Raw genomic sequence first — 25,546 nt, 5'->3', positions numbered from 1 at the left:
AGCACCAACCAATCTTTTAAATTTTAAGTAAATTTTATCCAGCGGAAATCGAACTGTCAACATTTTTTGAAAATACTGATAATTATTCCCATACAAACAGAAAAACCCTTAAGAAAGGGTTTTTTGTTATAGGAATTTAGAAACTTTGTTTATTGGGATAAGGAATGATCTGCTTTCTGCTCATGCTTTCCGTACTTTTTATATGCGAATACACTGAGCACAAAACCGAGCACTGTAATGATGGCGCAAATCATTCCGACAGCTGCATAACCGTATCCCACATATACAGGTCCCATCAAAGCAGAACCTAATGTCACAGCCAAATTTGAGGCAAGGCTGTAAAACGCCATAATTTTCCCGCGATGACGCTCTGAGCAATCACTCAAAATGGTGCTGAGCAGCGTCACCGTCAAGCTTTGCATTAACCCCCAGATGAATAGACTGATGATTAGCAGAGGCATTGATGCGGGCGCATACGCGATACAAGCCAGCAGAACGCTGATGACCGCCAGCGCAATGATCAGAGAGCGCATTTTTCCAATGCGGTCGGCAATCTTACCTGTAAAGACACTCATGGAAAACCCGATGCCATAAATCATAATAAATAAGCCGGCAGCCGTATTGCCTCCGGTAAAAACGTCCTGTAGGTAAGAGCCTAAAAACGAATACATACCGTAAAAACCAATCATATTGCACAAAGTGATTATGATATAAACGGGAACACGCGGCACTTTAAGCGCGTCTCGAAATGTCCCCGCCGGCTCATCTTTTTCCTCCTGGACGGTGCTTTTATTATCGTTATGGCGGCGCATTTCAAATAAGACGAGCAAAACAACAAGTGCACCCATCAAGGCGAAAATCCAGAATGTCCATCTCCAATGTAAGACGCCGCCTATAAATGATCCGATCGGCACACCGAAAATCAGTGCAAGCGACCAGCTTGATACGATCAGACCCATCACTTTCCCCCGATATGTATACGGAACACGATCCCCGACAACTGCGTAAGCGGTCGGGACAAACGCACCTGCCGCCAACCCTGAAAGCGCACGGCCTAAAAAGAAGAAAAAAATATTTTGCGCCAAAGCGCATATCACGGTTCCTATAATAAAGATCACGAGTCCCAGCATTAAACTCAGTTCTCTCGAGTATTTATCCCCTAAAGGCACCAGCAGCGGGGCACCGATAAAGATCATGATCCCATATATACTGATAGATAGCGCAAGCACGCTGACATCTGAGTTGAAGGCATCTGCTAAATCAGGCAGCAGCGGTGAAATGACAAGCTCTTCCGATCCAGCCGCAAATACGCCCATTGTTAAAGCCAGCGCAAGAAATAGCGGAAAATGATGTTTTGATTTGATGTGATTGTTTTGTTTACTGTTCATTCTCCCTTAACACCTCTTCCGGAATCTTAAAATAAAGTTGAATTATAGTTTAGCATCCTTTATTTGCAATTTACAATTCGAACGAAAATAATTTACTTTTTATTATTTGCATTCAAATACGAATAAGGGATTTCTTGTTTCAAATTTAAAATAAAACAAAAACATATCCTGGGATATGCTATGTAATGCATTTGTTAAGGCGGGTCAGGTGATGAATCAAGGTTATTCACAGTTAGCCCGATTTCGGGAGGATTCATCCTTCAATTTGCTGACTGGTCAACTTTGTTTATCATGCTGGCAGGGACCGGGTGTCTTATTTTTGTCACGGTTCTGACCGCATTGCCTGAATCACTGCCTGAAAGCTGATCACATGTCGGCACTTGCTTGGCGACCGGGCGTTTATGGGTTTTGCTTTCAGCCAGGCCTATATCGGGATCGGCATGTTTGCGTATATTTCCGGTTCGCCGTTTGTCCTGCAAAACATATACGGTGTGTCGGCTCAGATGTTCAGCATGCCGTTTGCCATCAACGGCGCTCGCCGGTGTTGCCGGGGAAGAAAACGCGCGGCCGATGGCGTTGAGTATATTCGGCTTTGATGTGCTCGCAATATTGTCCTATGTGTTTCTTGTCAGACGTAACGCGTAAAAAAGCTCTCCGGTCTCCCGGAGAGCTTCTTCTATTGCGCTTCTGTTTGCTCTTTTTTCAGCGGTTCATTTTGTAAGCGTTTCTTGACGCTCAGATGATAGTACGCATAGCAGAAAATAATGATTGGTACACCGCAGTACAAGCCGATTCTTTGATCTGGGATGAATATAAGGCTTATCAATACGCATCCGTATAATACAAACCCAAGAATCGGCACCAACGGATAAAGAGGGGTTCTGAATTCCAGGTCGTTCACGTTTCCGCCTTCCGCGAGGAACCGCCTGCGAAAGAAAAATTGCGAGGCGCAAATGGACATCCACGCGACAACTGTCACCATGCCTGAGATTGATATACACCATAAATACACGGTTTCTGCAGCCATGACGCTAGTCAGCAGCGAACAGCCGGAAATCCCAATCGTAATCAGCAGGGCATTGATCGGCACCCCTTTTTTGGTCAGTCTCGTTAAAAGAGCCGGGCCCATTTTGTTTGTTGAAAGCGACCACATCATACGCGAGGCTGCATATAAACCAGAATTGGCAACAGATAAAATCGCCGTTAATATGACAAAGTTCATCATATCAGCCGCAAATGGGATGCCGATTTGATCAAGTACAGCTACAAACGGACTCTCAATCACCCCAGCCGTTTCATACGGAAGAATGGCAACCAAGACGAACATAGCCAGCACAAAGAAAAACAGCGTTCGCCAGATGACATTTCGAATGGACTTTGGCAGTGTCTTTTCCGGACTTTCACTCTCCCCTGCCGCAATTCCGACCAGCTCCGTCCCCTGAAATGAGAAATTGACCATAACCAGCGTAAACATAACAGCCAGCACGCCATTTGGAAACAGTCCTTTATCAGTCATGAAATGAGATAGAAAAGGCGTTTCCTGACCGCCTTTAAAATCAATCAAGCCAAACACGGCGCACCCGCCGATCACGATAAATAATATGATCGCTGTCACTTTGATGCTCGAAAACCAAAATTCCATTTCCGCAAAGCTTCGGACAGACAGCGCATTAATCAAAAAGATGATGACACCGAAAACGAGACACCATATCCAGATCGGCACGGAGGGCAGCCATCTTTGCATCAAAATGCCCGCTGACGTTAGCTCCAAGCCGACTGTATTCGCCCAGCTGAACCAATACAGCCAGCCGATCATAAAACCTGTCGACGGCCCCAAAAACTTTGTGGCGTAGGCTTGAAACGATCCGGCCACCGGCATGGCGACAGCCAGCTCCCCTAAACAAAGCATGACCAGATACATTAAAAATCCGCCAATCATATAGGCGACAATGGCTCCGAGAGGACCCGCCTGGCTGATCGTAAAGCCGGAACCTAAAAACAGACCGGTGCCGATGACGCCGCCCAAGGCAATCATAAACAAATGCCGGCTTTTCATACTGCGCTGCAATTCATTTTTATGATCCTGCATCATCCTTCTCCCTTCGGCTCTTTTGTGCTGATATTCATCCGATAGCTTTGCAAAAGGTGAACAGTGGTCTGCTGTATCAGATCAGGCAATACATGAAATGTGTACGGCTTGTATACTCTTTCAGTCCATTTATGTCCGTCTTTTCCGTATACACCCATGTTAATGGAAGGAATGTTCAGTTTCCGTATGTCTTTGAACGGAACGGTTCCAATCATCTCCCACCCCGGGAAGTTTCTGATAAAGGAATCAATTTCGTCATCGGTTTCATGCAGCGATAAAAAGCTGCCGTCTGCCAAGTAAGGGAAAAACTTTTTGAAAACAAAGGTTTCGCCTGTCGTTTCGGCGGTTTTGTCCACCGCTTCTTTGATCACATGCTGCAATAGCTGGTCTCTTGTGCTTTCTTCTTTTAAATAGTTATGCGGTAAATAAGGAGGAGCATAAAACAGAATGACTTTTGCGCCCTGATCGGGATCAAGCTTTTGGAGTTCTTCAATTGCATGAAAACATCTCATGCGCAGTTCAAGGTGCTCATTGGCTTTGAATGCTTGCTCTATACACTGCTCAGGATCGACGCCGCGGCTTCTTAGCTTTTCCATGTATTGATCCAAACTGAAGACTTGAATATCCCAAGACAAATGTCTCTTCGGAAGATTTGTTCGTTTCAGATATTCTTCATAATAATCTGATAATTTTTGTTCTGTGTCCCGGCACGCCTCCTCAGCGACTTGGGTAAGCTGGTCCATGACTTCCTTTGCTGTTTTTTCATAGATAAAATAATTGAAATACAAATAGCTGCTGACGGCGGTTTGGACGTTATAGGATTCTTTGTTATCACGCTGGTACAAGCAGGATGGGGGCAGAACCAATTCGCCTTCAATCTTTTCTGCTAAATGAATATTGTTGTGGATGCGTCTTGTGATTTCAGAAGAAATGAGATTTGGATCGATGCCAGCAAGCGTGTCTCCGACATGCACTTCCCGGCCGGATATATAAAAGCAAGGCAGCAGCTTTCCCGCGGCTCCGGTATAAATATATCTGGTTGAATCACCATCGTACAGCGGCGTAATAAAATCGGTATTAATGGCAGCCAAATACTGAATCTGTTTTTCCTTTTTTAATCGGTTCAGCTCAGAAATACTGGCGAGAATACCGGCATGCTGACTTTCTTCATCCGGGTTTGCCATAAATAATAGATTTCCCGGCAATGCTTTGGGGTTCTCTGAAAAGTGCAGGAGATTGGACAAATGCACCGCGATGCCGCTTTGCATGTCGACAGAGCCTCTGCCGAACATCCACTCACCCGACTTGGCGTCCCGCTGAACGTCTTCATCAAAGTCATAGTTGGAGAAATACTCAGCCAATTTTCCAGAATCAAAAGCGATATCCTTAAGCGGGCCGAAATCTTCAATTCCCACCGTATCCAAGTGGGCGTGATAAATGACAGTATTCCGGCTTTCCCCGCTGCCTTCCACAAACGCAAAAATATTTTTCCGGTTGTACGGGTCATTAGGAATAGCCTGTTCCCATACATGGCAAGGATGTTCCTGAAAGTAAGGATAGCTCATGATGACTTCTTTGATAAAATCTGCTTTCGTCCCTTCGCCGATGGTGCCGTTTACACTGCTGAGGCTGACCAAAGACTTTGTCAGTGTCTCAACCCGTTCTGCCGGCGGCATGTGACTGATTTTTGTATAGAGCATACATCATCCCCCTCATCCAAACATGTAAATAGTGCGATCTAAAAACAATCGCACTATTTCGGTTTTCTCAATTAATACGCTTCGGACGTTGTTTTCGCCTGCATATGAAGAATTAAATAATCCGGACCTCCTGCTTTTGAGTCTGTTCCGGACATATTAAACCCGCCGAATGGCTGATAGCCGACAATAGCTCCGGTACAGCCTCTGTTAAAGTATAAGTTTCCGACATGAAAATCCTCGCGAGCCCGTTCAATGTGCACACGGTTTTTCGTCAGCAGAGCGCCTGTCAGTCCGTATTCTGTGTTATTTGCAATCTCAAGCATATGGTCGAAATCACGCGCTTTGCAGATGGCAGCAACCGGACCGAAGATTTCTTCCTGCATGAGACGCGCATGTTCATCAACATCTGCAAAGACCGTCGGCTGAATAAAGTAGCCTTTTGAATCATCGCCTTCTCCGCCGGCCAAAAGCTTGCCTTCAGACTTGCCGATTTCAATATAGCTCATGACTTTATTGTAGGAAGCTTCATGAATCACAGGCCCCATATACGTATCAGGGTCTTCCGGACTTCCGACTGTCAGCGTTTTGGTCAGCGCAACTGCTTTTTCTACGACTTCATCATAGACATCCTGATGAATCACTGCACGGGAACCCGCTGAACATTTTTGCCCTGAGTACCCGAATGCGGAGTAAACAATAGAAGCGGCAGCAAGATCCAAATCGGCATCTTTGTCGACAAGCACTGTGTCTTTCCCGCCCATTTCAGCAATCACGCGTTTCAGCCATTTTTGGCCCGGCTGCACTTTTGCGGCACGCTCGTAAATCCGGCAGCCGACCGCACGGGAACCTGTAAATGATACAAATCTTGTTTTAGGGTGTTCTACTAAGAAATCACCAATTTCCGCTCCGTCTCCCGGAATGTAATTGAGAACGCCGTTTGGCAAACCCGCTTCCTCCATCACCTCGACAAATTTAGCAGCCACTACTGGCGCAGCATCTGCCGGCTTCAACAGGATCGTATTCCCCGTGACAATCGCAGCTGCAGCAGTCCCTGCCATAATGGCAAGCGGGAAATTAAATGGCGAAATGACAATGCCGACGCCAAGCGCTTCATAATGATATTGATTGTACTCGCCTGCCCGGCTCTTTACCGGAGCCCCGTCCTTCAGTTTTAAGATTTGGCGCGCGTAGTATTCTAAAAAGTCTATTGCTTCCGCTGTGTCAGCATCTGCTTCCTTCCACGGTTTTCCCGCTTCCTTTACAAGATAGCTTGAAAATTCATGCTTTCTTCTGCGCAAAATAGCCGCAGCTTTAAAAAGGATATTCGCACGGTGCTCCGGTCTTTGTTTTTTCCACGATTCAAATGCCTGTAACGCTGATTGCATCGCTTTTTCAGCAAGCTCTTGATTAGCCGCTGAGGCGTAGCCGATCACTTCTTCCTTATTGGCCGGATTAATCGAAACAATTTTACGATCCGTTTCGATCTTTTCTCCATTAATGACAATCGGATAATGCTTGCCGAGCTGAGTATTTACAAAGGCCAGTGATTCTTGAAAGGCTGTTTTATTCTTTGCTTCCTTAAAATCAGTGAATGGTTCGTGCGCATATGAAACGGTCATATGTAATCCCCCTCGTTATGTAATATGTCTTCATACGAATATAAAAGCAAGATTCGTACCAATATTTCGTCTTTTCACAAAAAAACTTGCAGAATCGCAGAGAACTTTGTCAGAAATCTAAACATTTTCCCTTTTATGAATATTAAGTGCAAAATCTATTTGCGATTTCCATGCCATACGCAAACAAAAATGCAAAATGATTTTGCAGGAGAAAGGGGGATTATCCCCCTAAACCCATCCGCGGAATTGAGACGCCTCTGCAGATTTTCTGATGCCCGTCATGTAAGCCGCCAAGCGCATATCGACTTTGTGTGCGGCCGCGGTCTGATAAATCGTTTCAAATGAATTGACCATCACGTTTCTCAGCTTTTCAGCAACCTCTTCTTCTGCCCAATAATATCCTTGGTTGTTTTGAACCCATTCAAAGTAAGAAACCGTTACGCCGCCGGCACTCGCCAGTATATCCGGCACCAGGAGTACGCCTTTTTCATTCAAAATCTTTGTCGCGTCGATTGTCGTCGGCCCGTTAGCCGCTTCGACCACAATTGAGGCCTTAATGTTATGGGCGTTTTTGGCTGTGATTTGATTTGAAATAGCCGCCGGCACTAAAATATCGCATTCTTGTTCGAGCAGCTCTTCATTTGTGATGACATCTGTAAATAAATTGGTGACCATTCCGAAACTGTCCCGCTTATCGAGCAAATAAGGAATATCGAGGCCATCCGGGTTGTACAGACCGCCGTGGGCATCCGAAATACCGATAACCTTGGCGCCGGCATCATGCATAAATTTAGCCAGAAAACTGCCGGCGTTCCCAAAGCCCTGTATGATGATGCGCGCGTTTTGCAGCTTGATTCCTTTTTTCTTAACCGCTTCTTCTATACAAATGGTTACGCCTTGAGCGGTTGCTGTTTCCCGGCCCTGTGAGCCGCCTAAAACGAGCGGTTTTCCTGTGATAAAACCCGGGGAATCGAATTCCCGAAGCCGGCTGTATTCGTCCATCATCCACGCCATAATTTGCGAATTGGTGTATACATCGGGAGCGGGAATATCCTTTGTCGGGCCGACTAACTGGCTGATGGCGCGGACATACCCCCGGCTCAGCCGTTCCAATTCTCCAAATGACATCGTCCGCGGATCACAAATAATGCCGCCCTTTCCGCCGCCGTACGGCAAATTCGTGATCCCGCATTTGAGCGTCATCCAAATCGATAACGCCTTCACTTCCTCTTCATTCACCTCGGGATGAAAACGCACGCCCCCTTTTGTCGGGCCGACCGCGTCATTGTGCTGTGAACGATAGCCTGTAAACACTTTCACACTGCCGTTATCCATTTTCACCGGAATTCGTACAGTGAGCATTCTCATCGGCTCTTTCATTAACTCATACATTCCGCTCGGATAGCCCAATTTCCGCAGGGCTTCCTTTATGATCGCTTGCGTAGACAGAAATAAATTGAGAGCTTCTTTTTCTTCATCCTTTGTGATTTGTTTTTCTGACATGTTTTTTCACCTCATCATATTTTTATCTCCAGAAAAATGTAAGCGCTTTTAAAAAACTGTAATAGATCAATTCCTTTCTTGATTGGGTTCACCCTTATCTACATGCAAGATTCGTACCAGTTTTTTAACCATACAAAAAAAGAGGCTGATATCACACCAGCCCCTGATCATTTCTATTGATATTAACGAGGGTCGATAACCAGCTGTGTTTCAGCATAAAAACTGCCGATTCCCAGACCGTTTACCACATCGCCTTTAATCGTGTATGTGCCTGCACGCGGAAGCGTTTTGCGCACCATGACGAGATCGAATTCAGACGCCCCTAACAAATCAAGAGTAAGCGGCAGCCTGACCGTTTTTCCATCGTTTAAAATCTGTGTTTCTTTCAGTGTTCTTCCATTCACAGAATCTCTTGTTGTCGCGTGGAATCCGTCAGGAAATTGAAACTCGACTGCTCCCAGAGAAAGCACTGCGTTTGGTTTATAAGTCACTTCAATATCTGAAGTCGTCCATTCTTTTGTACTGTTTACGGTTTTTGCCTCAATTGATGCAGACTGTGCATGCGCTTGGCCTGAAGGAAGCAAGATTGATAGCAGGACAGCTGAACTGATGAAAAATGAAGATACAAATGAATTTCTTTTTAACATGACATTTCCTCCTCAAATCACGGTTGGAATTTGGCCAGAGCGTCCTCTGCAGAAAAAGCGTTTTACCGTAACTCGCGAATTACCATTTCTTTTTCTTAAAAGTTAATCTATCACCATTTTCCATGGAAGTAAATGTTTTTTCAGGAATATTAACACTTGGAATGATGTAATAAATTCATCCTATTTACACAAGATTCTAATAGACTATTTCTGATCCGTATCTAGTAAAATATGCGCCTTGTATCTCTATCTTTTGTCCTGATATCAAAACAGGACAAAAAAAGTCGAAGATGCCTGATGATCTTCGATGGATAACTGCTCTATGATTTATTTAAATTCGGTATTCCAGTTAAAACCGATTGTCTCATCATTCCATGGGATTCTTTTTTCATCGGGCTGATCAGGGTTATACGAGGTTGTCGTAAAATAGATAATTGTCAGCGGCGTTTCGCCCAGCACTCTGTATCCGTGAGCGACGCCTTTTGGAATCAATAACAGCATCGGGTTGTCTTCTCCCATATAATAGACATCGGTTTCTCCCTTTGTTTCTGAATCCTCCCGCAGGTCGTAAAGGACAACCTGAGCGTGGCCTGTCGGGAAGAACCAGAGATCATCCTGCTTCTCGTGATAATGAAACGCTTTAATCACACCCGGATAGCTTTTGGACCAAGACGCCTGCCCAAAATGCTCAAGAAGGTTCTCATCATCGCGAACCAGTTCGGCAAAAAAACCTCTGTCATCACAATGCTTTGTCAGTTTCTTAACCTTGACTCCTTCAATCACGCGCACTGCTCCTTTCCTGCAAAAATTCCCGTAAAGCTTCCCGCCAATGGCGCGGGCGTATGCCGGCTTCTTCAATGGCCCGGTGGCTCAGCACAGAGTAAGCCGGCCGGGGTGTCGGATTCCCGTATTCCTCTGTCGTCACGGGCGTAATCGTTGTGTTCAGCCCGCTTTCTTCCATAATGGCCTTTGCGAACTCATACCAGCTGCATATGCCTGAATTGCTGACATGGTAGATGCCCGGCGGATGACTGAACAGCTTGATGACCGCTTCCGCCAAATCCTTCGTATAGGTCGGCGAGCCGATTTGATCATTCACAACCCGCAGCTCTTGTTTTGTTTCTGCGAGCTTCAGCATCGTATGAACAAAATTGCTGCCGCTTTGTCCATACACCCACGATGTTCTGATGATCGTGCTGTCGGTTCTTGCTAACTGGATCAGCTCTTCTCCGAGTTTTTTGCTTTTACCGTAGATGGTGTTCGGGTCAAGGTGGCCGTCTTCCCTGTATGGCTGGGTCCCCTTCCCGTCAAATACATAATCCGTGCTGATATGAACATATTGCGCTCCGATGCGGGATGACTCCAGCGCAGTGTAATAAGCGCCAACTCCGTTGATCAAGTATGCTTTATCCAGCTCCGTCTCGCATTTGTCGACGGACGTAAACGCGGCGGTATTGACCACGATATCCGGCTGATAATGCCCGAACGAATGCCGTACAGAACGCTGATCGGCGATGTTCATCATCTGCTTTGTTAATGCAATGACCTCATATCCGGCTTGCTTCAGCTGGCGGCACAGCTCCAAGCCAAGCTGTCCGCCCGCACCGGTTACCAATACCTTTGTCAATCGGATCACCTTCTCATCGGTCATTGTCTGTATACCAGCGAATCGTGCGCGCAATGCCTTCTTCAAACGGCACTTCCTGCCGCCAGCCAAGCTCATTTTTCAGCTTTGACGCATTGATCGCGTAGCGCCGGTCATGCCCTTTTCGGTCTTCGACGTGAGCAAACAATTCCTCACAGCCCAAATGTTTCATGATGATACTCGCCAGCTCTTTATTCGTGCGTTCATTTCCGCCGCCGATATTATACACCTCACCGTCGGTTCCTTTTTCTAAAATCAGCTTGATGGCGCGGCAATGGTCCTCTGCAAAAAGCCAGTCTCTGATCTGAAGCCCGTCGCCGTAGAGCGGAACCGGCAAGCCTTGTTTTGCATGGCGGATAATCGTTGGGATCATTTTTTCACTATGCTGATATGGGCCGTAATTGTTGCTGCAGCGTGTAATAATAGCCGGCAGTTTGTGTGTTTTCACATACGATAGAACAAGAAGGTCAGAGCTCGCTTTGCTCGCGGAATAAGGGTTGTTAGGAGAAAGCGGCGTTGCTTCCGTAAATGCGGGATCATTCGCTTCTAAATCCCCGTACACCTCGTCTGTTGAAATATGAATCAGCTTTTTGGCTTTTCCTTGTAAGACTGCCTCAGCCAGACGGTATGTGCCCATGACATTCGTTGTGATAAACGGCTCCGCTTGGGAGATGCTTCTGTCTACATGCGATTCCGCGGCGAAATGAATCACGGCGTCATAGGTCTCGTCAAACGCCCGGTCGATATCCTCCTGAATGCTGATATCCCCTTTTACAAACCGAAACCGGCTGTTTTCCTTTAGTTTTTCGATTTCCTGCGGGTGGCTGGCATACGTTAATTTATCTAGAACGGTAATGCGCGCATCCGTTTCCTCCAGCATGAGCTTTGTAAACGTGAGCCCTATGAACCCGGCCCCGCCTGTAATGAAATATGATTTTGCCATAGCTATTCGTCCTGTCCTTTCTGTAAAGCCTGATGTACCAGCCGGGAGGCGAGATAAAGCGATTCGTGTGTTCCTGCATCGACCCACCAGCCCGATAACACATCATACGTAAGCTTGCTGTTTTCAATGTATAAATTATTTACATCAGTGATTTCCAGCTCGCCGCGCTTGGATGGTGATATTTGTTCAATATACGAAAACACCTCTGCATCATACATGTAAATACCGGTTACACAAAGGTTGGTCGGCGGATGTGCAGGTTTTTCAATAATGGATCGAATGTGTTTGTTTTTCTCATCAATCTCAGCAATCCCAAAACGTTCTGGATCACCCACTTCTTTCAGAAGCACTTTCGCCCCTTTTCCCTGCTGTTGAAATCGCTCCGTATAAGGCTTTAATGAATCTTCGAATATATTATCACCTAATAATAAAATGAAAGGCTCCTTTCCGGTAAAGCGTTTTGCATATGATAACCCATCTGAAATTCCCGATGCGGCGGGCTGCACTTGATAAGTGACGGAGACGCCAAGCTCCTCCCCGCTTCCCAGCAGCTTATAAAACTGCGGCATGTGCTCTTTTTGGCTGATGAGTAAAATCTCTTTAATTCCGGCTTCCTCAAGCTTCATTATCGACCAGTAAATCATCGGATAAGGGCCTACAGGAAGCAAATGCTTGTTGACGGCTTTGGTTAAGGGCATAAGGCGTGAGCCGTTTCCTCCGGCTAAAATGACACCTTTCACATTAACACTTCCTTACGTGCATTTTTATATCTTATCATCAAGCAAATCATAAAGAATGGCTGATACCCGTTTCATTCCTTTTCCATCTACGAGCGGCCTTCCTCCCTCGTGCAGAGAAAGACGGAGAGGATAGCTGCTGAATATTTGTGACATATGATAAGCAAGCTTTTCAACGGATATATTCTCTCCCAGGCCAAGATCAAGAACGGCACCATGTTCCGCAAATTTTGCAGCGGTTGCGGTTTGATGGGCAACCTGAGAAAGCACGAGGCACGGCACGCCGATACAGATCGCTTCATAAAGCGAGATGCCGCCGGCGACAATGGCTGCATCTGCTTGCTTCATAAACACAGCCATGTCATTTGTCTGCTCGATTAGTGCGTATTGGGGTTTGTTTTGAATCAATTTACGGACCGCCTCTTGATGCGGTGAAGCGCTGCCCATGATAAAAATCATTTTCTTGTCTTTCCTGTCCGGAAGCTGATCGGCCGCTGCTATCACTTTAAAAACAAGCTGCTTTGGATCGCTTCCTCCTAATGCAACAAGAATATTGCGGCAGTCTTCCTTAAGTGCGTAATCAGCTCTTGCGGCTTGAAAGGCAGGGTGGAGAATAAGATAATCCGGGCCTTCATAGACACGGGCGTTTCCCTGATCGTAAACCTTGCTTCTAACATCGCCGTAAATTCCGTTAATGACCGCATCACTTTGACCTATCGCTTTCTCATTTTTTTCTTCGAACAGAACGATTTTGGCATCTGTGCCTGCTTTTATTTTTGTTAATAAATCGACAGGTGCACCAAGGATATCGAATAAAAGCAGATCGAGCTTTTTATCGTTTATTTCCCGGAGAATACATTCATTTTGCTGAAGCCCCGGTTTTACGATGACCTGCCAGTACTCTTCTTGAAGAAATTGTTCAGACTCGTCATTTGTGTAAAACGTAATGGAACAGCGGTGTTTGAGTTCTTGCGCAAGCCTTTTCATTCGAACGACGTGCCCCATTCCTTTCTCGAACCCGCCGTCTGCGAATATCCCGATATGCATGCTACTCAACCTCTTTTTGCTTTGTCATACCGTTCATCGCCGCCAGATCAGGGTGCTGGTTCAGCAGGCTGATTAACTCTGCAGCCGAGACATCAGGGCGCTCGCCTGCTTTTTGATAGAGGGCTGAGACCAATTGATAGTCTTCCTCCGTATCGACGGTCAGCCGATATTGAGGAGCGCAGAGCTGTTCCGGAGCCTCTAAAAACTGCAAACGGTAAAGATGGGGATGTTTCCGGACATACAAGGTGACATGCTCTTGGTATTTATCCTCCAGCATTTTGATGCCGCTGATATCGAGCAAAAGCTTGGCGCTCACCGCTTCACCGCAAATGCCTAACGGCGTGTTCAGGATATACGTATAATCCGCACCTTGATCAAGATGAGCCGAAATCATCATATCGAGCAACTCTGGATCGACAAACGGATTATCCCCCGTTAAGCGGATGACGACTTCCGGTTTCGAAGCCTTTATGACTCGCGCAAATCTGTCGAGAACCCGTTCCTCACTGCCGCGGAAAACGCGAATGCCGTTCTTGATGCAGTGTGCCTCTAATACATCGTCGGCTTTTTTGTCAGATGTAGCGATGACAAGATTATCGCGCTCCTTTTGATAGAATGCGCTTTGCCGTACGCGCTGAACGAGAATATCGAGTAAATGCTCCGAACCAAGCGGACGCAGTACTTTTCCAGGAAGGCGTTCCGATCCCATTCTCGCCTGCACGATAAAAAGTATGTCATCCATGGGACGGGCTGTCCTTCGTTAAAATATCTTCCCACGTAATGCCTGTGTCTGCCGGGATGTCCCTTACCGCACGCACGCCGCCGGTCAATAGCTCAAAAAATCTCGGGTGCAGCCCCTGAGGCTTTTGTCCGGGGCGGAGCACGGCAATATTGTTTTCGCTGAAGGCATCCCCTTTTTGAATCGGAACCGTTGTGAAAATTCCCCTATATGCAAATTTTCTGATCTCACCCTCAATGGCAGTTGTTGTTTTGTATGAACTGCCCAGCAGCTTTTCAGAAACTGGCTTCCTGATGCCTAGTTTCAGCTCGGCTTCCGTTTCCCTGATGGCCTTGACCATTTCCTTTAATTCATCCGGATTTAATGCAAATGAATGATCAGCCCCCGGCAGGTTTTTATCGATAGTAAAATGCTTTTCTATCAGTCTGGCGCCGAGCCGGACCGCGGCACATGGCGCTTCTGTCGGGTGCTCGCTATGATCCGAAAAACCGATGGGCGCATCCGGAAAAGCGGCGGCAAGCATCGGGATCACACTGAGGTTGCTGTATTCAGGCGGTGCAGGGTATTTCGCCACACAATGCATAATGGCAATTTCGTGGTTGCCCTCTGCTCTGATGGTGCGCCAAGCCTCATGAATATCAGCAATTTCCGCTCCGGCTGTCGAAAAAATCATCGGCCTGTTCATGCGGGCGACGTACTTGAGCAGCGGGAGATGGTTAATTTCATAGGATGCGATTTTAAAAGCACTTGGAGAAGTGGAAAGCAGCAGATCAGCTGATCCTTCATCACACACCGTGCTTAAAAAAATCACCTGTTTCTTGCGACAGTAGTCCAAAAGCGGATCAATCCACTCCGCGGGCAATTCCATGGACTGAACGAGAGAAAAAATTGATACATCATTGCCCGCAGCCGTTTTGTATAATCCAGGATCTTTCTGATACATCTTATCAGCCTGGAACATTTGAAATTTAACGGCATCTGCACCCGCTTCCGCCGCGGCATCAATCAGTGCAAAGGCCTGATCCAATTTTCCGTCATGATTAATTCCTGCCTCGGCAATGATAAAAACGGGAGCACCTTTGCCGACAGTTTTGTTTGCGATCTGAAAACCCGCCATTATTTCGCCTCCTTGCCCGGCCAAATGTGGTAATAGTAATATGATTGAACAGCGGTGAAGCCCATTCTTTCATATAGGCGGATCGCTCTTACATTATGAAGCTGCGTCCCCGCTGTTACCGTTTTATGCTTCAGCGTCTCCGGTTGTTCTATGAGATGCGCCAATAAATGAAACGCGATACGCTTGCCTTCATACCCCGGCTTCACAGCCATCAAATCAAGCACATACTCATCACCTTTTGATAAACCTTGCAGGTAGCCGATTATTTCCCCATTATATTTAGCGGCAATATTGATATCCGCTCTCCCCATCAGATTGTTTCGTGTCCACTCTTGAAAGATTTTGTTCGCTGCCTCACGGCTGAGATAAGGATCGTGAAAATATCTGCTTTTCGTAAATGCGTCGCTGGCTAACTGGCAAATCTCTTCGGTGTCTCCAGGCTCAGGCTGAACCAGTTCAAAAAATGGCGGCGTTTTTTCATATATAGACGGGGTCTTCGCCAGTTTAAGCAAACTGCCGACAAAATAAGAGGACGGCTGCTGCTGAATGACATGTACTGCTCCGATATCCTCTGCCGGTACACGCACAAACACAAAATCCGTTTCATCCGTTTGCCGAACAGAATAAAAGGCCTGAAATAGCCGTTTCAGCTGTCCTGTGCTGTTAGCCGCGAGAAGCTTTACGTTCATGACTTTTTTCTGAAGCATTTTGCTTTCCCAAAGGGCGTCTTCATACAGCATCACGCCTTGAAGCTGGCTGTTTTCAAATAGGCCGAGCGAAAATTGATACGACCCGTCAAGTGTCATCTGTTTGCTTTGGAGAAATTCCATGATCGCCTCTTTGGAAACATTCTCTTTTATCGTATACACCTAACCAGCCCCTTTTGCGATGTCCCGCACGGCCTCTATCACGTCGTTGACATCTTCGTCAGACATTGATGGATACAGCGGGAGTGACAGGGTGCGTTTGTAATACTTCATGGCGAGCGGGTAGTCTGTTTCCTTAAATCCGAATTCCTTTTGATAATACGGATGAATATGCACTGGGATAAAATGAACACTGGTCCCGATATTGTATTCATCCTTTAGAGCCGTAATCATTTCATCCCGAGTGACGCCGGCCTGTTTTTCATCAACTTGCAGGACATATAAATGCCAGGCGTGCCGTCCTTCGTTGTGAACAAACGGCGTGATCAGCCCCGGGATTTGCTGAAAAGCGGCTTGATACTGACCTGCAATCTCTTCTCTCCGTTTTTGCATGTCATCCAGCCGTTTCAGCTGATGAAGCCCGAGCGCCGCCTGCAGATCAAACATGTTCATTTTGTAGCCGGGCGACTCGATCTCATAGTACCAGCTGCCATTTGAAGAATAACGGTTCCACGCGCCTTTGCTCATGCCGTGAAGGCTCAGAACCCTGATTTTGTCGGCAAGCTTCTCATCATCCGTCGTCAGCATGCCGCCTTCCCCTGTCGCCAGGTTTTTGGTCGCGTAGAAGCTGAATGCTGTCGCATCCCCGATGGAGCCGATCATTCTCTGCTTATAAGTGGTGTATACTGCGTGCGCCGCATCCTCGAGCACAAATAGACCGTGCGTTTGGGCAATGGCTAAAATTGCGTCCATGTCACAGGACTGCCCCCCAAAGTGGACGGGTACAACGGCTTTCGTCCGCGGTGTGACCGCCGTCTCAAGCTTTTTCGGATCAATGTTAAGCGTCTTTTCATCTATATCCGCAAACACCGGCGTTGCTCCGGTATGAATAATCGTATTGGCGGTTGAGCTGAACGTCAGTGGAGAGGTTATGACTTCATCACCCGGTCCGACCCCTTTTGCTTTTAAAGCCAAAAATAAAGCAGCGGTACATGAATTCAGCGCCACGGCGTGCTTAGCTCCGACAAACGCGGCAAACTCTTTTTCAAACTGCTGAACCTTCGGACCTTTGGAAAGCCATCCGGATTCAAGCGTTTCTGTGACCTCCTGAATTTCTTCCTTTCCGATCAGCGGCAAGGAATAAGGAAGAAAATGATTTCTCTTTTGCACCATTTCTTTGCGCTCCTATCGTTTTATTCAGAATGATCCCGCCTGTAATCAACTCCTGTTTTTGCTCTCAGTTCCGAAAACAAGGCGAGCGTCGACTCAGTAACCGGGTAATTGGAAGCCGTAAATGACAGACGCGCCGCTTCAGCCTTCTGATACATGGCGGGATTTTGAAGAACCTCAATCAGGGTGCGCGCTAATTCCTCCGGTTTTTCAAATATAAAATCGCCAAGAGACTCGTAATAAGGATACGTGCGGTTTCCGGTCGATTTCCCGATCAGTGCGGGCTTTTGAAACAGCATGGCCTCAAGGCCCACCGTTGAGGTTTGTGTCACAGCGGCGTCAGCATACGCCAGAATATCGTACAGATCCATCTCTTTTTTGATGACTCTGCATGCTTTATGTTTTTTTGCCGCCGCATGATACAGATCCAGCTTGTTTTTTCCGATTTCCCATGGGTGAGGTTTAATGATGATTTGCAGCTGTTTTTGCGTGGTAAGCTCCGCTAACACACTTGAATAAAATTCCTCGGAAAAGGGCTGTGTCGCGATCAAAATGATTTTTTTAGACGGGTGAAAGGCCAGCTTTCGATAAAATACTGACATGTCCATAGGTGTCCTGTTAAAAATTTCGTCAAAGCGGGGATGTCCCGTTATGAGAATCTGTTCTGGTTTGCAGCCTTTTTGCTGATACCAACCAGCTTCATATGCGCCAAAAACAGCCTGATAGGTTGTAAAAACGGGCAAGAAGGCTTCATCACCCATCAGCGCTCCATGCTGAAGGCAGACGCTCACGGCCCCTCTCCTTTCGCACATAAGAGCGAGCACCCTGCTGTAAATGTCTTCTGTCGTTCCTACAACAACGGCAGAAATGTTCTCTTTCTTGAATAAAGCATCTACTGTGTCAATGGCTTCCATGAACAAAGGAATATCCTTGAAAAGCCGTTCACGAAATGCTTGATCACCGAATGCCGGGTGGTCATCATAAGCCGAAAGAATCGAAAAAGCCTTTTCAAGATACGGCTTCGGATCGCCTTTTTCACATGAAGCAGCCACTTCAGGCTTGCTGATCACAGGCAAATCGCAATAATTCGGCATACTCCATTTTGCCAAAACAGCTGTTTTCTCAGGATCAAATTGGTAGTAATTAGCGTTTGCAAAACGAAGGTGATCAAAATGCAAGATCACTTTTCCCTTAACAGGCGCGTCATTTGTTTTGGCAATGCTCTGTTTTTTCTCTTCAAAAAACGTCTGAATCTGGCCTTCATCGATATGCTGATCCGCAGGCCCGAATAATTCCGGTTCTTCTTCCATCATCACTCTCAGCTCAGGGTTGATGTATTGGTAAAAATTACTGATAAGCCCGAGCGGAATCCCCTTGTAGCGAAGCCTGTCAAAAAGCTCCGCATACTTCCGGTACAACACCCAATAATTGCTTAAATAGGCCGACAAACTCTCACCCCATTCCAAGCTTTTTTAATGATTCACGCAGTTCGCGGCAGTTGCGCTGCGGAGGAAGATTCCGAACGAACTCGTTTTTTTCTGACTCAAACAGCTGAAAATGAATGGATTGGTCTGTAATATAGTTCAGATCAAGCTCCTCGGCCAGCGGGTAAAACGGATAAAAATGATTGACTCTCCAAAAGAACCGGGCATCACCGATCCGATAAAACGCCGGGCTTTCATCCCAATAAGAGCCAAACGACTCCTTCACCTTCTCAAGCACCGAATACCTGTGCATCACCGAGCAATGGTCAATTGCGCACGGAGCGTTCCACGTTACTTGACTGGCGGGCCTGACAGTTTCTTTTATAATGTCTCGATTCTGGTTTAAATGATAGGTTTTCGAGCTTGAGTAGATCACAGCCTTTTCCGGGTGATCATCGAGTTCACGCACCATCTTTAACAGCCGATCCGGCATATAGATGTTGTCATCCGTCGCATAGGTGATATATTCACCCTCTGCCATCTCAATCGCTTGATTGATCAGGGCCGCGTATCTCGTTTTTTCCGTTCTTTCCTTCACTCCAGATACATCGCTTTGATAGAAATGCACACGGTTATCATTCAAAAAGGGACGGATTTCATTCAGCGTCTCTTCATTTGAGTTGTCATCCATAATAAACAATTCAAAATCAGAAAAAGTTTGTGAGAGTATGCTTGAAATGGATTTTGCCACATAATCGCTTTTGTTATAGCTCGTCATAATCACTGAAACTTTCGGCAAATCCTACACCTCCTTCTTGAATTTTCACACCTGAAACTAACGTTATCTTATGTTGCTTAAGCGCAAGTTGCGCTAGGAATACAGACTAATATGCGAAAAGATTGTGTACGTCCATTGAAAAAACAGTGATCGCCCAGAGAAATCGGCACGCTCACTGTTCTTTTTTTCAGCATATTCCAAGCTTTGGCCTCATAAGGTGAAAGAGATAAAAATCGCACTAGCGACTAAGATCGTTTGTCATCGGAGGTGAGTCATCTCGGATCGTTTATTTATACATCCGGAACATGTTCTGAATGGTTTTCATAAAAAGGAGGAACGATATGAAACCGAAAAAAAATCAATATCAGCAAATGCAGGGATATGATATGCAGGGGTATTCGCCTCAATTCGGCCCAAATCCGTACCCGCAGCCGCAAGGGCAAGGCCCGCAAATGCAAGGCCCACAAATGCAGACTATGGGACAAATGCAGCAAATGCCCATGCAGCAGGGGCAGCAAGGCTTCGGATTCCCCACTCAGCAGCAAGGCCAGGGCGGCGGGTTTCAAATTCCATCGGGGCCGACGCCATCGGGCGGCCAAAACATTCCCGGCATGCTGCCTGTCGAGGAATCATATATCGAAAATATACTGCGACTGAACAGGGGAAAAACGGCTACCATCTATATGACATTTGAAAACAGCAAAGAGTGGGGATCAAAGATTTTTCGCGGCGTCATCGAGGCTGCGGGCCGGGATCACATTATTATCAGCGATCCAAAGACAGGAACCCGCTATCTTCTGCTGACGATCTATCTTGATTACGTTACCTTTGATGAAGAAATTGCATATACGTACCCATACTCGATGTCATCCTATTCGCCAAGATAGAGAAAAAAAGCCAATCACTCATAATCATGAGGATTGGCTTTTTTATTTATAGATATTTGACGGCTGCGACAACGATCATGATCCAAGAAATAATGAACGCCACACCGCCAAGCGGCGTGATTGCCCCGAGAATGGAAATTTGCGTCACACTGAGGATGTATAAGCTTCCGGAAAACAGCACAATCCCCGCAAACATCAGCCAGCCGGCTGTTGTGACGCTGCCGATGCCAGACAGTTTATCCGCAAGAAACGCGACAACAAAAAGCCCCAGCGCGTGATACATATGATACTGCACGCCTGTGTGCCACACCTGAAGATATTTATCAGGAATTTTCCCTTCTAATCCGTGTGCGCCAAATGCCCCGAGGCCCACGGCAAGCATGGCATTAATAGCGCCTAATATAATAAATACTTTCATCTATTCTCTCCCGCCTTTTCGTTAAACTCATATCAATTATCATATCGCACCTGTATGAAAATTCAATGTTTGTTCTCTGATGACACGAGATTGTCGGATTTTCTCCTGCGCCAAAGCTGAAACTGATCCATCGCTATTGCAGCAAGCGTTCCTAAGACAAGCCCGTTGCTTAACAGAGAAATAAACACCGGATGCATATCCTTTAATGCACTTTCTGGCACAAACATAATGCCGACACCTGTAAGCAGTGAAATGCCGATCACAGCCCGCACTCTTTTCAGCTCTGATTTCTCATAGGAATCAAATTCAGTAAACGCCAAACCAACCATTGCCGAGAACACAACAAAGTTTACCGCGAATCCAACGGGTGACGGCAGACTCGCAAACGCATTCATAAAAAACGGAATCACGCTGATGAAAACGACCAGCATACTGCCGAGAACAAACGGCTTTTTAGAAGGCATCTTTGTCGTTTCAATAAAACCCGCGGCTCCCGAAATCGGAACCGGTGCAATGGCTCCAGACAAACCGCTCAGCAAATGGCTGAATGCAGCCGCAAAACCGGCAGGGCGCTCATAACGCTTTCCATCTGTCTGTTTGCCGAATTTTTTCACCGCAATGTCCACAACCTTCATACTTGCCAGCATGTTAACGATCAGCAGGATCGTAATAAAAACCGAGGTGATGGCTAGGCCGCTGTTAAATAACGGAGCACCGAACGGAAACAGAGACGGCAGCTGAAACAGCCGATCCGGCATTTCGATCGGTTTCGCAACGCCCGCAGCCGCAAACAGCACCCATCCGCCGCAAAGGGCCAATAAAATAGAATATTGTTTTAAAAAAACGATATGAGAATTTGACATGATAAAAGCTGCGGCGACGACAACCAGCGCCAGGACAAATACAAGACCGTCCACGCTGTCTTTTAAATAGCCGATGCCGAGAAGCCCTTTTATTATCGGCTGGCTCAGCTGCATGACGAGCAGCAGCAAATAGACCCCTGTCACAACCGGAGTAAACAAGGCAGCAAGCCGATCAATGACCTTGAAGACACTTAACAAAAAGAAACATACAGCGCTTACAAGAAGCGCCCCCTGCAAGCCGCGCAATGTTTCGCCATATGTCGCAAACACCGTTCCGGTCAGGCCGCCGTAGATCGTGTACACTCCCCACCACAAGCCGGCAGGGCTTTCATTTATAGGCAGCCGGTGTCCTTTCAAACACTGAATAACTGCGGCAATTCCCAATACAAAAAAAGTGCTTTGAATCAGCCGTGCAGAATCTGAATGATCCAGATGAAACGACTGGGCAACCGCCACCGGAACAACAATCGCCGCGGCAATCATAAACGCTGTCCATTGCAGAGCGCCAAGAACCAATTTCACGTAAGCTCAACCTTTCTGATTAAAAATCAAATAAAGACTCTCCGTTTCCATCCTCTTCCTGCTTATCTTTTTCCTGCTTCCGATATTTGTTTAATCCCGCGCTGCCCATCATTTTTTCCATCAGCAGCTGGTCTGTCGAAGGCGGCGCCGAAGGACTTGCCGTGACACTCGGCTGAATGCGCGGCGTGCTCCCCGTCTCCGGCTGATCCAGCACGACGTCGCACAAAGAACGGACGACCGCCACGTGACGCTTCAGCTCCTCATCACCTTCAGCCGTCTTTGCTTTCTTCAATTCCTCTTCCATCTTCTGAATCAAAGCGGATATATGAATGTTCATAAAAAATCCTCCAAAAATAAAATGTAGTCTCCCTGCATTTTATCAAATTCCCGCCGCAAACGCAGACAAGAGTTTGTTATTTTTTCTGACAAGCGCCTCGCATTTGACAAGCAGAAGACAATTTTCACATAATGAATCACCATGACCCGCAGGAAGGAGAGAGAATATGAACAGCATCCCCTCTATTGTCAGCAGCCATCAAGCATTTTTCGCGGCAGGGCATACGAAATCAATTGACTCAAGACTGGACGTCTTAAAGAAACTGAAACACACCATCAAAGCGTATGAAGCAGACATCACAGCCGCTCTCTATCAGGATCTTCACAAATCTGAACAAGAAGCATACTCAACGGAAATCGGCATCGTTCTGGAGGAAATCAGCTTTGTGATGAAACGGCTGAAAAAATGGGCTAAGCCGAAAAGAGTCAAAACGCCATTGACCCATATCGGTTCCAAAAGTGTCATTATCCCCGAGCCGTATGGCACCGTCTTGGTGATTGCGCCATGGAACTATCCCTTGCAGCTGGCGCTTTCTCCATTGATCGGAGCCATTGCGGCCGGAAACACGGTCGTTCTCAAACCCTCAGAATATACGCCAGCTGTTTCGGCTGTTCTTTCCGATCTCATCGGCGACGTTTTTCCCGATCATTATGTCGCTTTGGCGGAAGGCGGGCCGGACATCAGCACAGCTTTATTACAGCAGCCGTTCGACTACATATTTTTTACGGGAAGCGTCGCCATAGGAAAAGTTGTCATGGAAGCGGCGGCCAAACAATTAATTCCTGTCACCTTAGAGCTCGGAGGCAAAAGCCCCTGCATCGTGCATAAGGATGCTGACATCAAGCTTGCCGCCAAACGCATCGTCTTCGGGAAATTTACGAATGCGGGCCAAACCTGCATCGCACCGGATTATTTGCTCGTTCACAAAGACATCAAAATAGCGCTTGCGGAAGAAATGAAGCGTGTCATTGGCGAGTTTTACGGACCGCAGCCCGAACTGAATCCGGCTTATGGCAAAATCGTCAGTGAACGCCACTATCAGCGGCTGCTGAGCTTTCTGAAAGACGGCGTCGCGCTAAGCGGCGGCCAAGCCGATCACAGGCACCACAAAATAGCGCCGACCATTCTCGATCAAGTCACAGATGATTCCCCTGTAATGCAAGAGGAAATTTTCGGACCCATTCTTCCGCTGTTTACATATCGCGGCATCGATGAAGTCATTGAGAAAATCAAGTCGCGTCCCAAGCCGCTCGCCCTGTATGTGTTTACGACAAACCAAACAATTGAACGAGAGGTATTAGAAAACCTGTCGTTTGGCGGCGGCTGTGTCAACGATACGTTAATGCATGCCGCGACACCGTATTTGCCATTTGGCGGCGTGGGAGAAAGCGGAATCGGCAGCTATCACGGATTTGACAGTTTTAATACATTTACGCGTAAAAAAAGCGTCGTCAAGCAAACGAACCGCTTCGACTTCGCTTTCCGTTATCCATCCTCCAAAAACGGCTTGCGTTTGATTCGAAAAATACTCAAATAAAAAAGCGCAGGCCATCTGCGCTTTTTATAAATCCTTTATACACCAATCAATCGGAGCCTCACCCATTTTCTCCAAGAAGGCATTTGCCCTTGAAAATGGCCTGCTGCCAAAAAATCCGTTTCTTGCTGAGAACGGGCTGGGATGCGTCGATTCAATAATAAAATGCTTGGACGTATCGATCCGTTCTTTTTTCATTTGGGCATGCCGGCCCCACAATATAAAGATGATCGGCCGCTCTCTTTCATTCAGCACGTCAATCATCCGGTCAGTCAGCCGCTCCCAGCCTTTTCCCTTATGGGAATTCGCCTGTCCGCGCCGCACCGTGAGCACGGTATTCAGCAAAAGAACCCCCTGCTTCGCCCAGCTGACGAGCGACCCGTGATTCGGTATGCTGCATCCGATATCATCCTGAAGCTCGAGAAAAATATTTTTTAATGAAGGCGGCTGCTTCACGCCCGGCTTTACGGAGAAGCTTAAGCCTTGAGCCTGTCCAGGCCCGTGATACGGATCTTGGCCGAGAATGACCACCTTGACATCATCGTACGGCGTATAGTGCAGCGCATTAAAGATATCGCGGCTGTCCGGATAGATCGTCTCCTCCATGTATTCCCGCTTCAGCATTTCTCTCAGCTCTTGATAATACGGTTTTTCAAACTCTTCCTTCAGCTGTTCCCACCAGCTGTCCTGTAAAAGCTGTTTCAAGATGCAAACCTCCTTACGAACGATGAAGTCTGGAATAGACAGGTTTGCCATCCCAAACAATCTCACTTTGTGCTTCCCGTCTCTTCATCTCAGGCTCTTCAAGCAGGACGGCAAAGTTTTTCGTCGGCAGTTCCCCTAGTCCGTGCTTCTCGCTTAAACGATCCAAATATTGCTTCCGCTTGGCGCCAAGGTCTGCGGACTGATTGTCTCCCGCGTCACTGAATGCATATATTACACTGGCACAAGGCACACGCTTGACCCAGTAATCCTTCGCTGCACGCAAGTAAAAATCCCAGTCCCAATAATTATGCACATCAGCATCGAAATACCCGATCTCATCGTGCAGGAAACGTCTGTACATGCTGCCCGACGGCACGTAGGTCGAGAACACTCTCATATCCTCATAATCAGCGGTATACGCAAATAACTTCCGCGAAATCGGATATCTTGTCCCTTCCCTCTCTTCAAACGACACAATTTCGGCATCAGAATGAACGAAATCTGCCGTTTCCATTTCCTTCGCCATTCTTTCCAGATGGCCCGGCGTGAAGAAATCATCATCATCACAAAGCATGATACAGTCGCCTGACACCTCTTTGACACCCGCATTTCTCGCGGCCACATGGCCTGAGTTCTTCTCTAAATCAATCACAACAATCGGCAGCTCCGGATACAGTGCTTTGGCCCGCTCAACCGATTCCCCGGCATCATTGACAATAATGACTTCATACGGCTTCATAGTCTGCTGCGAAATCGACTCCAGCAGCTCGCACAAAGCCGGAATCCGATTATAGGTCACAATTACGATAGAAATCTTCATGATGCTCTCCTTCTCATTTTCATAGTCATGTACTATTAAAACATATAT

Annotated in this window: 25 protein-coding genes; 3 read left to right on the top strand and 22 right to left on the bottom strand. The window is 46.8% G+C overall.

Annotation, left to right across the window (positions count from 1 at the left end):
* Positions 1-149: 149 nt before the first annotated feature.
* A complete protein-coding gene (locus KXD37_RS07595) occupies positions 150-1,388 on the bottom strand; it encodes an MFS transporter (RefSeq protein WP_024123249.1) in 1,239 nt (412 codons plus the stop codon).
* Positions 1,389-1,907: 519 nt separating this feature from the next.
* On the opposite strand from KXD37_RS07595, the gene KXD37_RS24085 reads away from it, so the two are divergent.
* Positions 1,908-2,033, top strand: a complete 126-nt coding sequence (locus KXD37_RS24085; protein ID WP_262927562.1) for a hypothetical protein — start codon at positions 1,908-1,910, stop codon at positions 2,031-2,033.
* 31 nt (positions 2,034-2,064) lie between these two features.
* On the opposite strand, the gene KXD37_RS07585 is transcribed toward KXD37_RS24085, so the two are convergent.
* The 16 genes from KXD37_RS07585 to spsA all read right to left on the bottom strand — a co-directional run bounded on the left by KXD37_RS07585 (position 2,065) and on the right by spsA (position 19,433).
* Positions 2,065-3,477 carry an amino acid permease gene (locus KXD37_RS07585; RefSeq protein WP_106021905.1) on the bottom strand — a complete coding sequence of 471 codons (1,413 nt, stop codon included), beginning with the start codon at positions 3,475-3,477 and terminating at the stop codon, positions 2,065-2,067.
* A complete protein-coding gene (locus tag KXD37_RS07580) occupies positions 3,477-5,177 on the bottom strand; it encodes a M20 family metallopeptidase (protein ID WP_106021904.1) in 1,701 nt (566 codons plus the stop codon). The genes KXD37_RS07585 and KXD37_RS07580 overlap by 1 nt, the downstream gene beginning before the upstream one ends.
* A 71-nt stretch (positions 5,178-5,248) precedes the next feature.
* Positions 5,249-6,796, bottom strand: a complete 1,548-nt coding sequence (gene pruA, locus KXD37_RS07575) for an L-glutamate gamma-semialdehyde dehydrogenase (RefSeq protein WP_263463459.1) — start codon at positions 6,794-6,796, stop codon at positions 5,249-5,251.
* Positions 6,797-7,024: 228 nt separating this feature from the next.
* Positions 7,025-8,299, bottom strand: coding sequence for a glutamate dehydrogenase (gene rocG, locus KXD37_RS07570; protein WP_024123255.1), 1,275 nt, complete (start codon positions 8,297-8,299; stop codon positions 7,025-7,027).
* Positions 8,300-8,481: 182 nt separating this feature from the next.
* Positions 8,482-8,946: a biofilm surface layer hydrophobin BslB gene (gene bslB, locus KXD37_RS07565; RefSeq protein WP_024123256.1), complete on the bottom strand. Its 465-nt coding sequence runs from the start codon at positions 8,944-8,946 to the stop codon at positions 8,482-8,484.
* 327 nt (positions 8,947-9,273) lie between these two features.
* Positions 9,274-9,729, bottom strand: a complete 456-nt coding sequence (locus KXD37_RS07560) for a dTDP-4-dehydrorhamnose 3,5-epimerase family protein (protein ID WP_010332322.1) — start codon at positions 9,727-9,729, stop codon at positions 9,274-9,276.
* Positions 9,722-10,573, bottom strand: coding sequence for a dTDP-4-dehydrorhamnose reductase (rfbD, locus tag KXD37_RS07555; RefSeq protein WP_095712760.1), 852 nt, complete (start codon positions 10,571-10,573; stop codon positions 9,722-9,724). Before rfbD ends, KXD37_RS07560 begins: the two co-directional genes overlap by 8 nt.
* Before the next feature lie 13 nt (positions 10,574-10,586).
* Positions 10,587-11,534 carry a dTDP-glucose 4,6-dehydratase gene (gene rfbB / locus KXD37_RS07550; protein WP_024123258.1) on the bottom strand — a complete coding sequence of 316 codons (948 nt, stop codon included), beginning with the start codon at positions 11,532-11,534 and terminating at the stop codon, positions 10,587-10,589.
* Positions 11,535-11,536: 2 nt separating this feature from the next.
* Positions 11,537-12,274, bottom strand: coding sequence for a sugar phosphate nucleotidyltransferase (locus KXD37_RS07545; RefSeq protein ID WP_106019749.1), 738 nt, complete (start codon positions 12,272-12,274; stop codon positions 11,537-11,539).
* Between the two features lie 24 nt (positions 12,275-12,298).
* The gene (locus KXD37_RS07540) at positions 12,299-13,318 is read right to left on the bottom strand and encodes a PseG/SpsG family protein (RefSeq protein ID WP_106019750.1); all 1,020 of its coding nucleotides are present in this window, start codon (positions 13,316-13,318) and stop codon (positions 12,299-12,301) included.
* A 1-nt stretch (position 13,319) separates the two neighbouring features.
* Positions 13,320-14,060 (bottom strand): cytidylyltransferase domain-containing protein, encoded by a 741-nt coding sequence (locus KXD37_RS07535; protein WP_106019751.1) that lies wholly within the window; start codon positions 14,058-14,060, stop codon positions 13,320-13,322.
* Positions 14,053-15,174: an N-acetylneuraminate synthase family protein gene (locus KXD37_RS07530; RefSeq protein ID WP_106019752.1), complete on the bottom strand. Its 1,122-nt coding sequence runs from the start codon at positions 15,172-15,174 to the stop codon at positions 14,053-14,055. The genes KXD37_RS07535 and KXD37_RS07530 overlap by 8 nt, the downstream gene beginning before the upstream one ends.
* Positions 15,174-16,043, bottom strand: a complete 870-nt coding sequence (locus KXD37_RS07525; protein ID WP_106019753.1) for a GNAT family N-acetyltransferase — start codon at positions 16,041-16,043, stop codon at positions 15,174-15,176. Before KXD37_RS07525 ends, KXD37_RS07530 begins: the two co-directional genes overlap by 1 nt.
* Positions 16,044-17,213, bottom strand: a complete 1,170-nt coding sequence (locus KXD37_RS07520) for a DegT/DnrJ/EryC1/StrS family aminotransferase (protein ID WP_127696367.1) — start codon at positions 17,211-17,213, stop codon at positions 16,044-16,046.
* Between the two features lie 20 nt (positions 17,214-17,233).
* A complete protein-coding gene (locus KXD37_RS07515; RefSeq protein ID WP_263463458.1) occupies positions 17,234-18,658 on the bottom strand; it encodes a CDP-glycerol glycerophosphotransferase family protein in 1,425 nt (474 codons plus the stop codon).
* Positions 18,659-18,662: 4 nt separating this feature from the next.
* Positions 18,663-19,433 carry a spore coat dTDP-glycosyltransferase SpsA gene (spsA, locus tag KXD37_RS07510; protein WP_103671841.1) on the bottom strand — a complete coding sequence of 257 codons (771 nt, stop codon included), beginning with the start codon at positions 19,431-19,433 and terminating at the stop codon, positions 18,663-18,665.
* Positions 19,434-19,753: 320 nt separating this feature from the next.
* Here spsA and gerQ point away from each other — a divergent pair, with 320 nt between their 5' ends.
* The gene (gene gerQ / locus KXD37_RS07505; RefSeq protein ID WP_024123267.1) at positions 19,754-20,299 is read left to right on the top strand and encodes a spore coat protein GerQ; all 546 of its coding nucleotides are present in this window, start codon (positions 19,754-19,756) and stop codon (positions 20,297-20,299) included.
* 46 nt (positions 20,300-20,345) lie between these two features.
* Here the strand turns inward: gerQ and KXD37_RS07500 are convergent, their stop codons facing one another.
* The 3 genes from KXD37_RS07500 to KXD37_RS07490 form a co-directional block, all read right to left on the bottom strand.
* Positions 20,346-20,717, bottom strand: coding sequence for a DUF423 domain-containing protein (locus KXD37_RS07500; protein WP_010332332.1), 372 nt, complete (start codon positions 20,715-20,717; stop codon positions 20,346-20,348).
* Between the two features lie 62 nt (positions 20,718-20,779).
* Positions 20,780-22,102, bottom strand: coding sequence for a purine/pyrimidine permease (locus tag KXD37_RS07495; protein WP_263463457.1), 1,323 nt, complete (start codon positions 22,100-22,102; stop codon positions 20,780-20,782).
* Positions 22,103-22,121: 19 nt separating this feature from the next.
* Positions 22,122-22,439 (bottom strand): YwdI family protein, encoded by a 318-nt coding sequence (locus tag KXD37_RS07490; protein ID WP_095712750.1) that lies wholly within the window; start codon positions 22,437-22,439, stop codon positions 22,122-22,124.
* A 166-nt stretch (positions 22,440-22,605) separates the two neighbouring features.
* Between KXD37_RS07490 and KXD37_RS07485 the strand changes: the two genes are divergently transcribed.
* A complete protein-coding gene (locus KXD37_RS07485; protein ID WP_263463456.1) occupies positions 22,606-23,976 on the top strand; it encodes an aldehyde dehydrogenase in 1,371 nt (456 codons plus the stop codon).
* Between the two features lie 24 nt (positions 23,977-24,000).
* On the opposite strand, the gene KXD37_RS07480 is transcribed toward KXD37_RS07485, so the two are convergent.
* Together KXD37_RS07480 and KXD37_RS07475 are read right to left on the bottom strand one after the other, a co-directional pair.
* A complete protein-coding gene (locus tag KXD37_RS07480; protein WP_127696364.1) occupies positions 24,001-24,678 on the bottom strand; it encodes a uracil-DNA glycosylase in 678 nt (225 codons plus the stop codon).
* A gap of 13 nt (positions 24,679-24,691) precedes the next feature.
* Positions 24,692-25,498: a glycosyltransferase family 2 protein gene (locus KXD37_RS07475; protein ID WP_263463455.1), complete on the bottom strand. Its 807-nt coding sequence runs from the start codon at positions 25,496-25,498 to the stop codon at positions 24,692-24,694.
* Positions 25,499-25,546: the final 48 nt, after the last annotated feature.

The organism is Bacillus sp. XT-2 (assembly GCF_025696525.1).
In the GTDB taxonomy this organism is placed as follows: Bacteria; Bacillota; Bacilli; order Bacillales; family Bacillaceae; genus Bacillus; species Bacillus halotolerans.
The sequence above is the reverse complement of the archived record's forward strand: the minus strand, read 5'-3'. Positions and strand labels throughout refer to the sequence as shown.

What these genes read in the sequence shown, in the direction of transcription:
- KXD37_RS07535 (WP_106019751.1), bottom strand. Translation starts at nt 14,060, where the DNA reads ATGGATGACATACTTTTTATCGTGCAGGCGAGAATGGGATCGGAACGC.
- rfbB (WP_024123258.1), bottom strand. Translation starts at nt 11,534, where the DNA reads ATGGCAAAATCATATTTCATTACAGGCGGGGCCGGGTTCATAGGGCTC.
- KXD37_RS07580 (WP_106021904.1), bottom strand. Translation starts at nt 5,177, where the DNA reads ATGCTCTATACAAAAATCAGTCACATGCCGCCGGCAGAACGGGTTGAG.
- rocG (WP_024123255.1), bottom strand. Translation starts at nt 8,299, where the DNA reads ATGTCAGAAAAACAAATCACAAAGGATGAAGAAAAAGAAGCTCTCAAT.
- KXD37_RS07490 (WP_095712750.1), bottom strand. Translation starts at nt 22,439, where the DNA reads ATGAACATTCATATATCCGCTTTGATTCAGAAGATGGAAGAGGAATTG.
- KXD37_RS07540 (WP_106019750.1), bottom strand. Translation starts at nt 13,318, where the DNA reads ATGCATATCGGGATATTCGCAGACGGCGGGTTCGAGAAAGGAATGGGG.
- gerQ (WP_024123267.1), top strand. Translation starts at nt 19,754, where the DNA reads ATGAAACCGAAAAAAAATCAATATCAGCAAATGCAGGGATATGATATG.
- KXD37_RS07485 (WP_263463456.1), top strand. Translation starts at nt 22,606, where the DNA reads ATGAACAGCATCCCCTCTATTGTCAGCAGCCATCAAGCATTTTTCGCG.
- KXD37_RS07595 (WP_024123249.1), bottom strand. Translation starts at nt 1,388, where the DNA reads ATGAACAGTAAACAAAACAATCACATCAAATCAAAACATCATTTTCCG.
- KXD37_RS07500 (WP_010332332.1), bottom strand. Translation starts at nt 20,717, where the DNA reads ATGAAAGTATTTATTATATTAGGCGCTATTAATGCCATGCTTGCCGTG.
- KXD37_RS07475 (WP_263463455.1), bottom strand. Translation starts at nt 25,498, where the DNA reads ATGAAGATTTCTATCGTAATTGTGACCTATAATCGGATTCCGGCTTTG.
- bslB (WP_024123256.1), bottom strand. Translation starts at nt 8,946, where the DNA reads ATGTTAAAAAGAAATTCATTTGTATCTTCATTTTTCATCAGTTCAGCT.
- KXD37_RS07585 (WP_106021905.1), bottom strand. Translation starts at nt 3,477, where the DNA reads ATGCAGGATCATAAAAATGAATTGCAGCGCAGTATGAAAAGCCGGCAT.
- pruA (WP_263463459.1), bottom strand. Translation starts at nt 6,796, where the DNA reads ATGACCGTTTCATATGCGCACGAACCATTCACTGATTTTAAGGAAGCA.
- KXD37_RS07530 (WP_106019752.1), bottom strand. Translation starts at nt 15,174, where the DNA reads ATGGCGGGTTTTCAGATCGCAAACAAAACTGTCGGCAAAGGTGCTCCC.
- KXD37_RS07520 (WP_127696367.1), bottom strand. Translation starts at nt 17,213, where the DNA reads ATGGTGCAAAAGAGAAATCATTTTCTTCCTTATTCCTTGCCGCTGATC.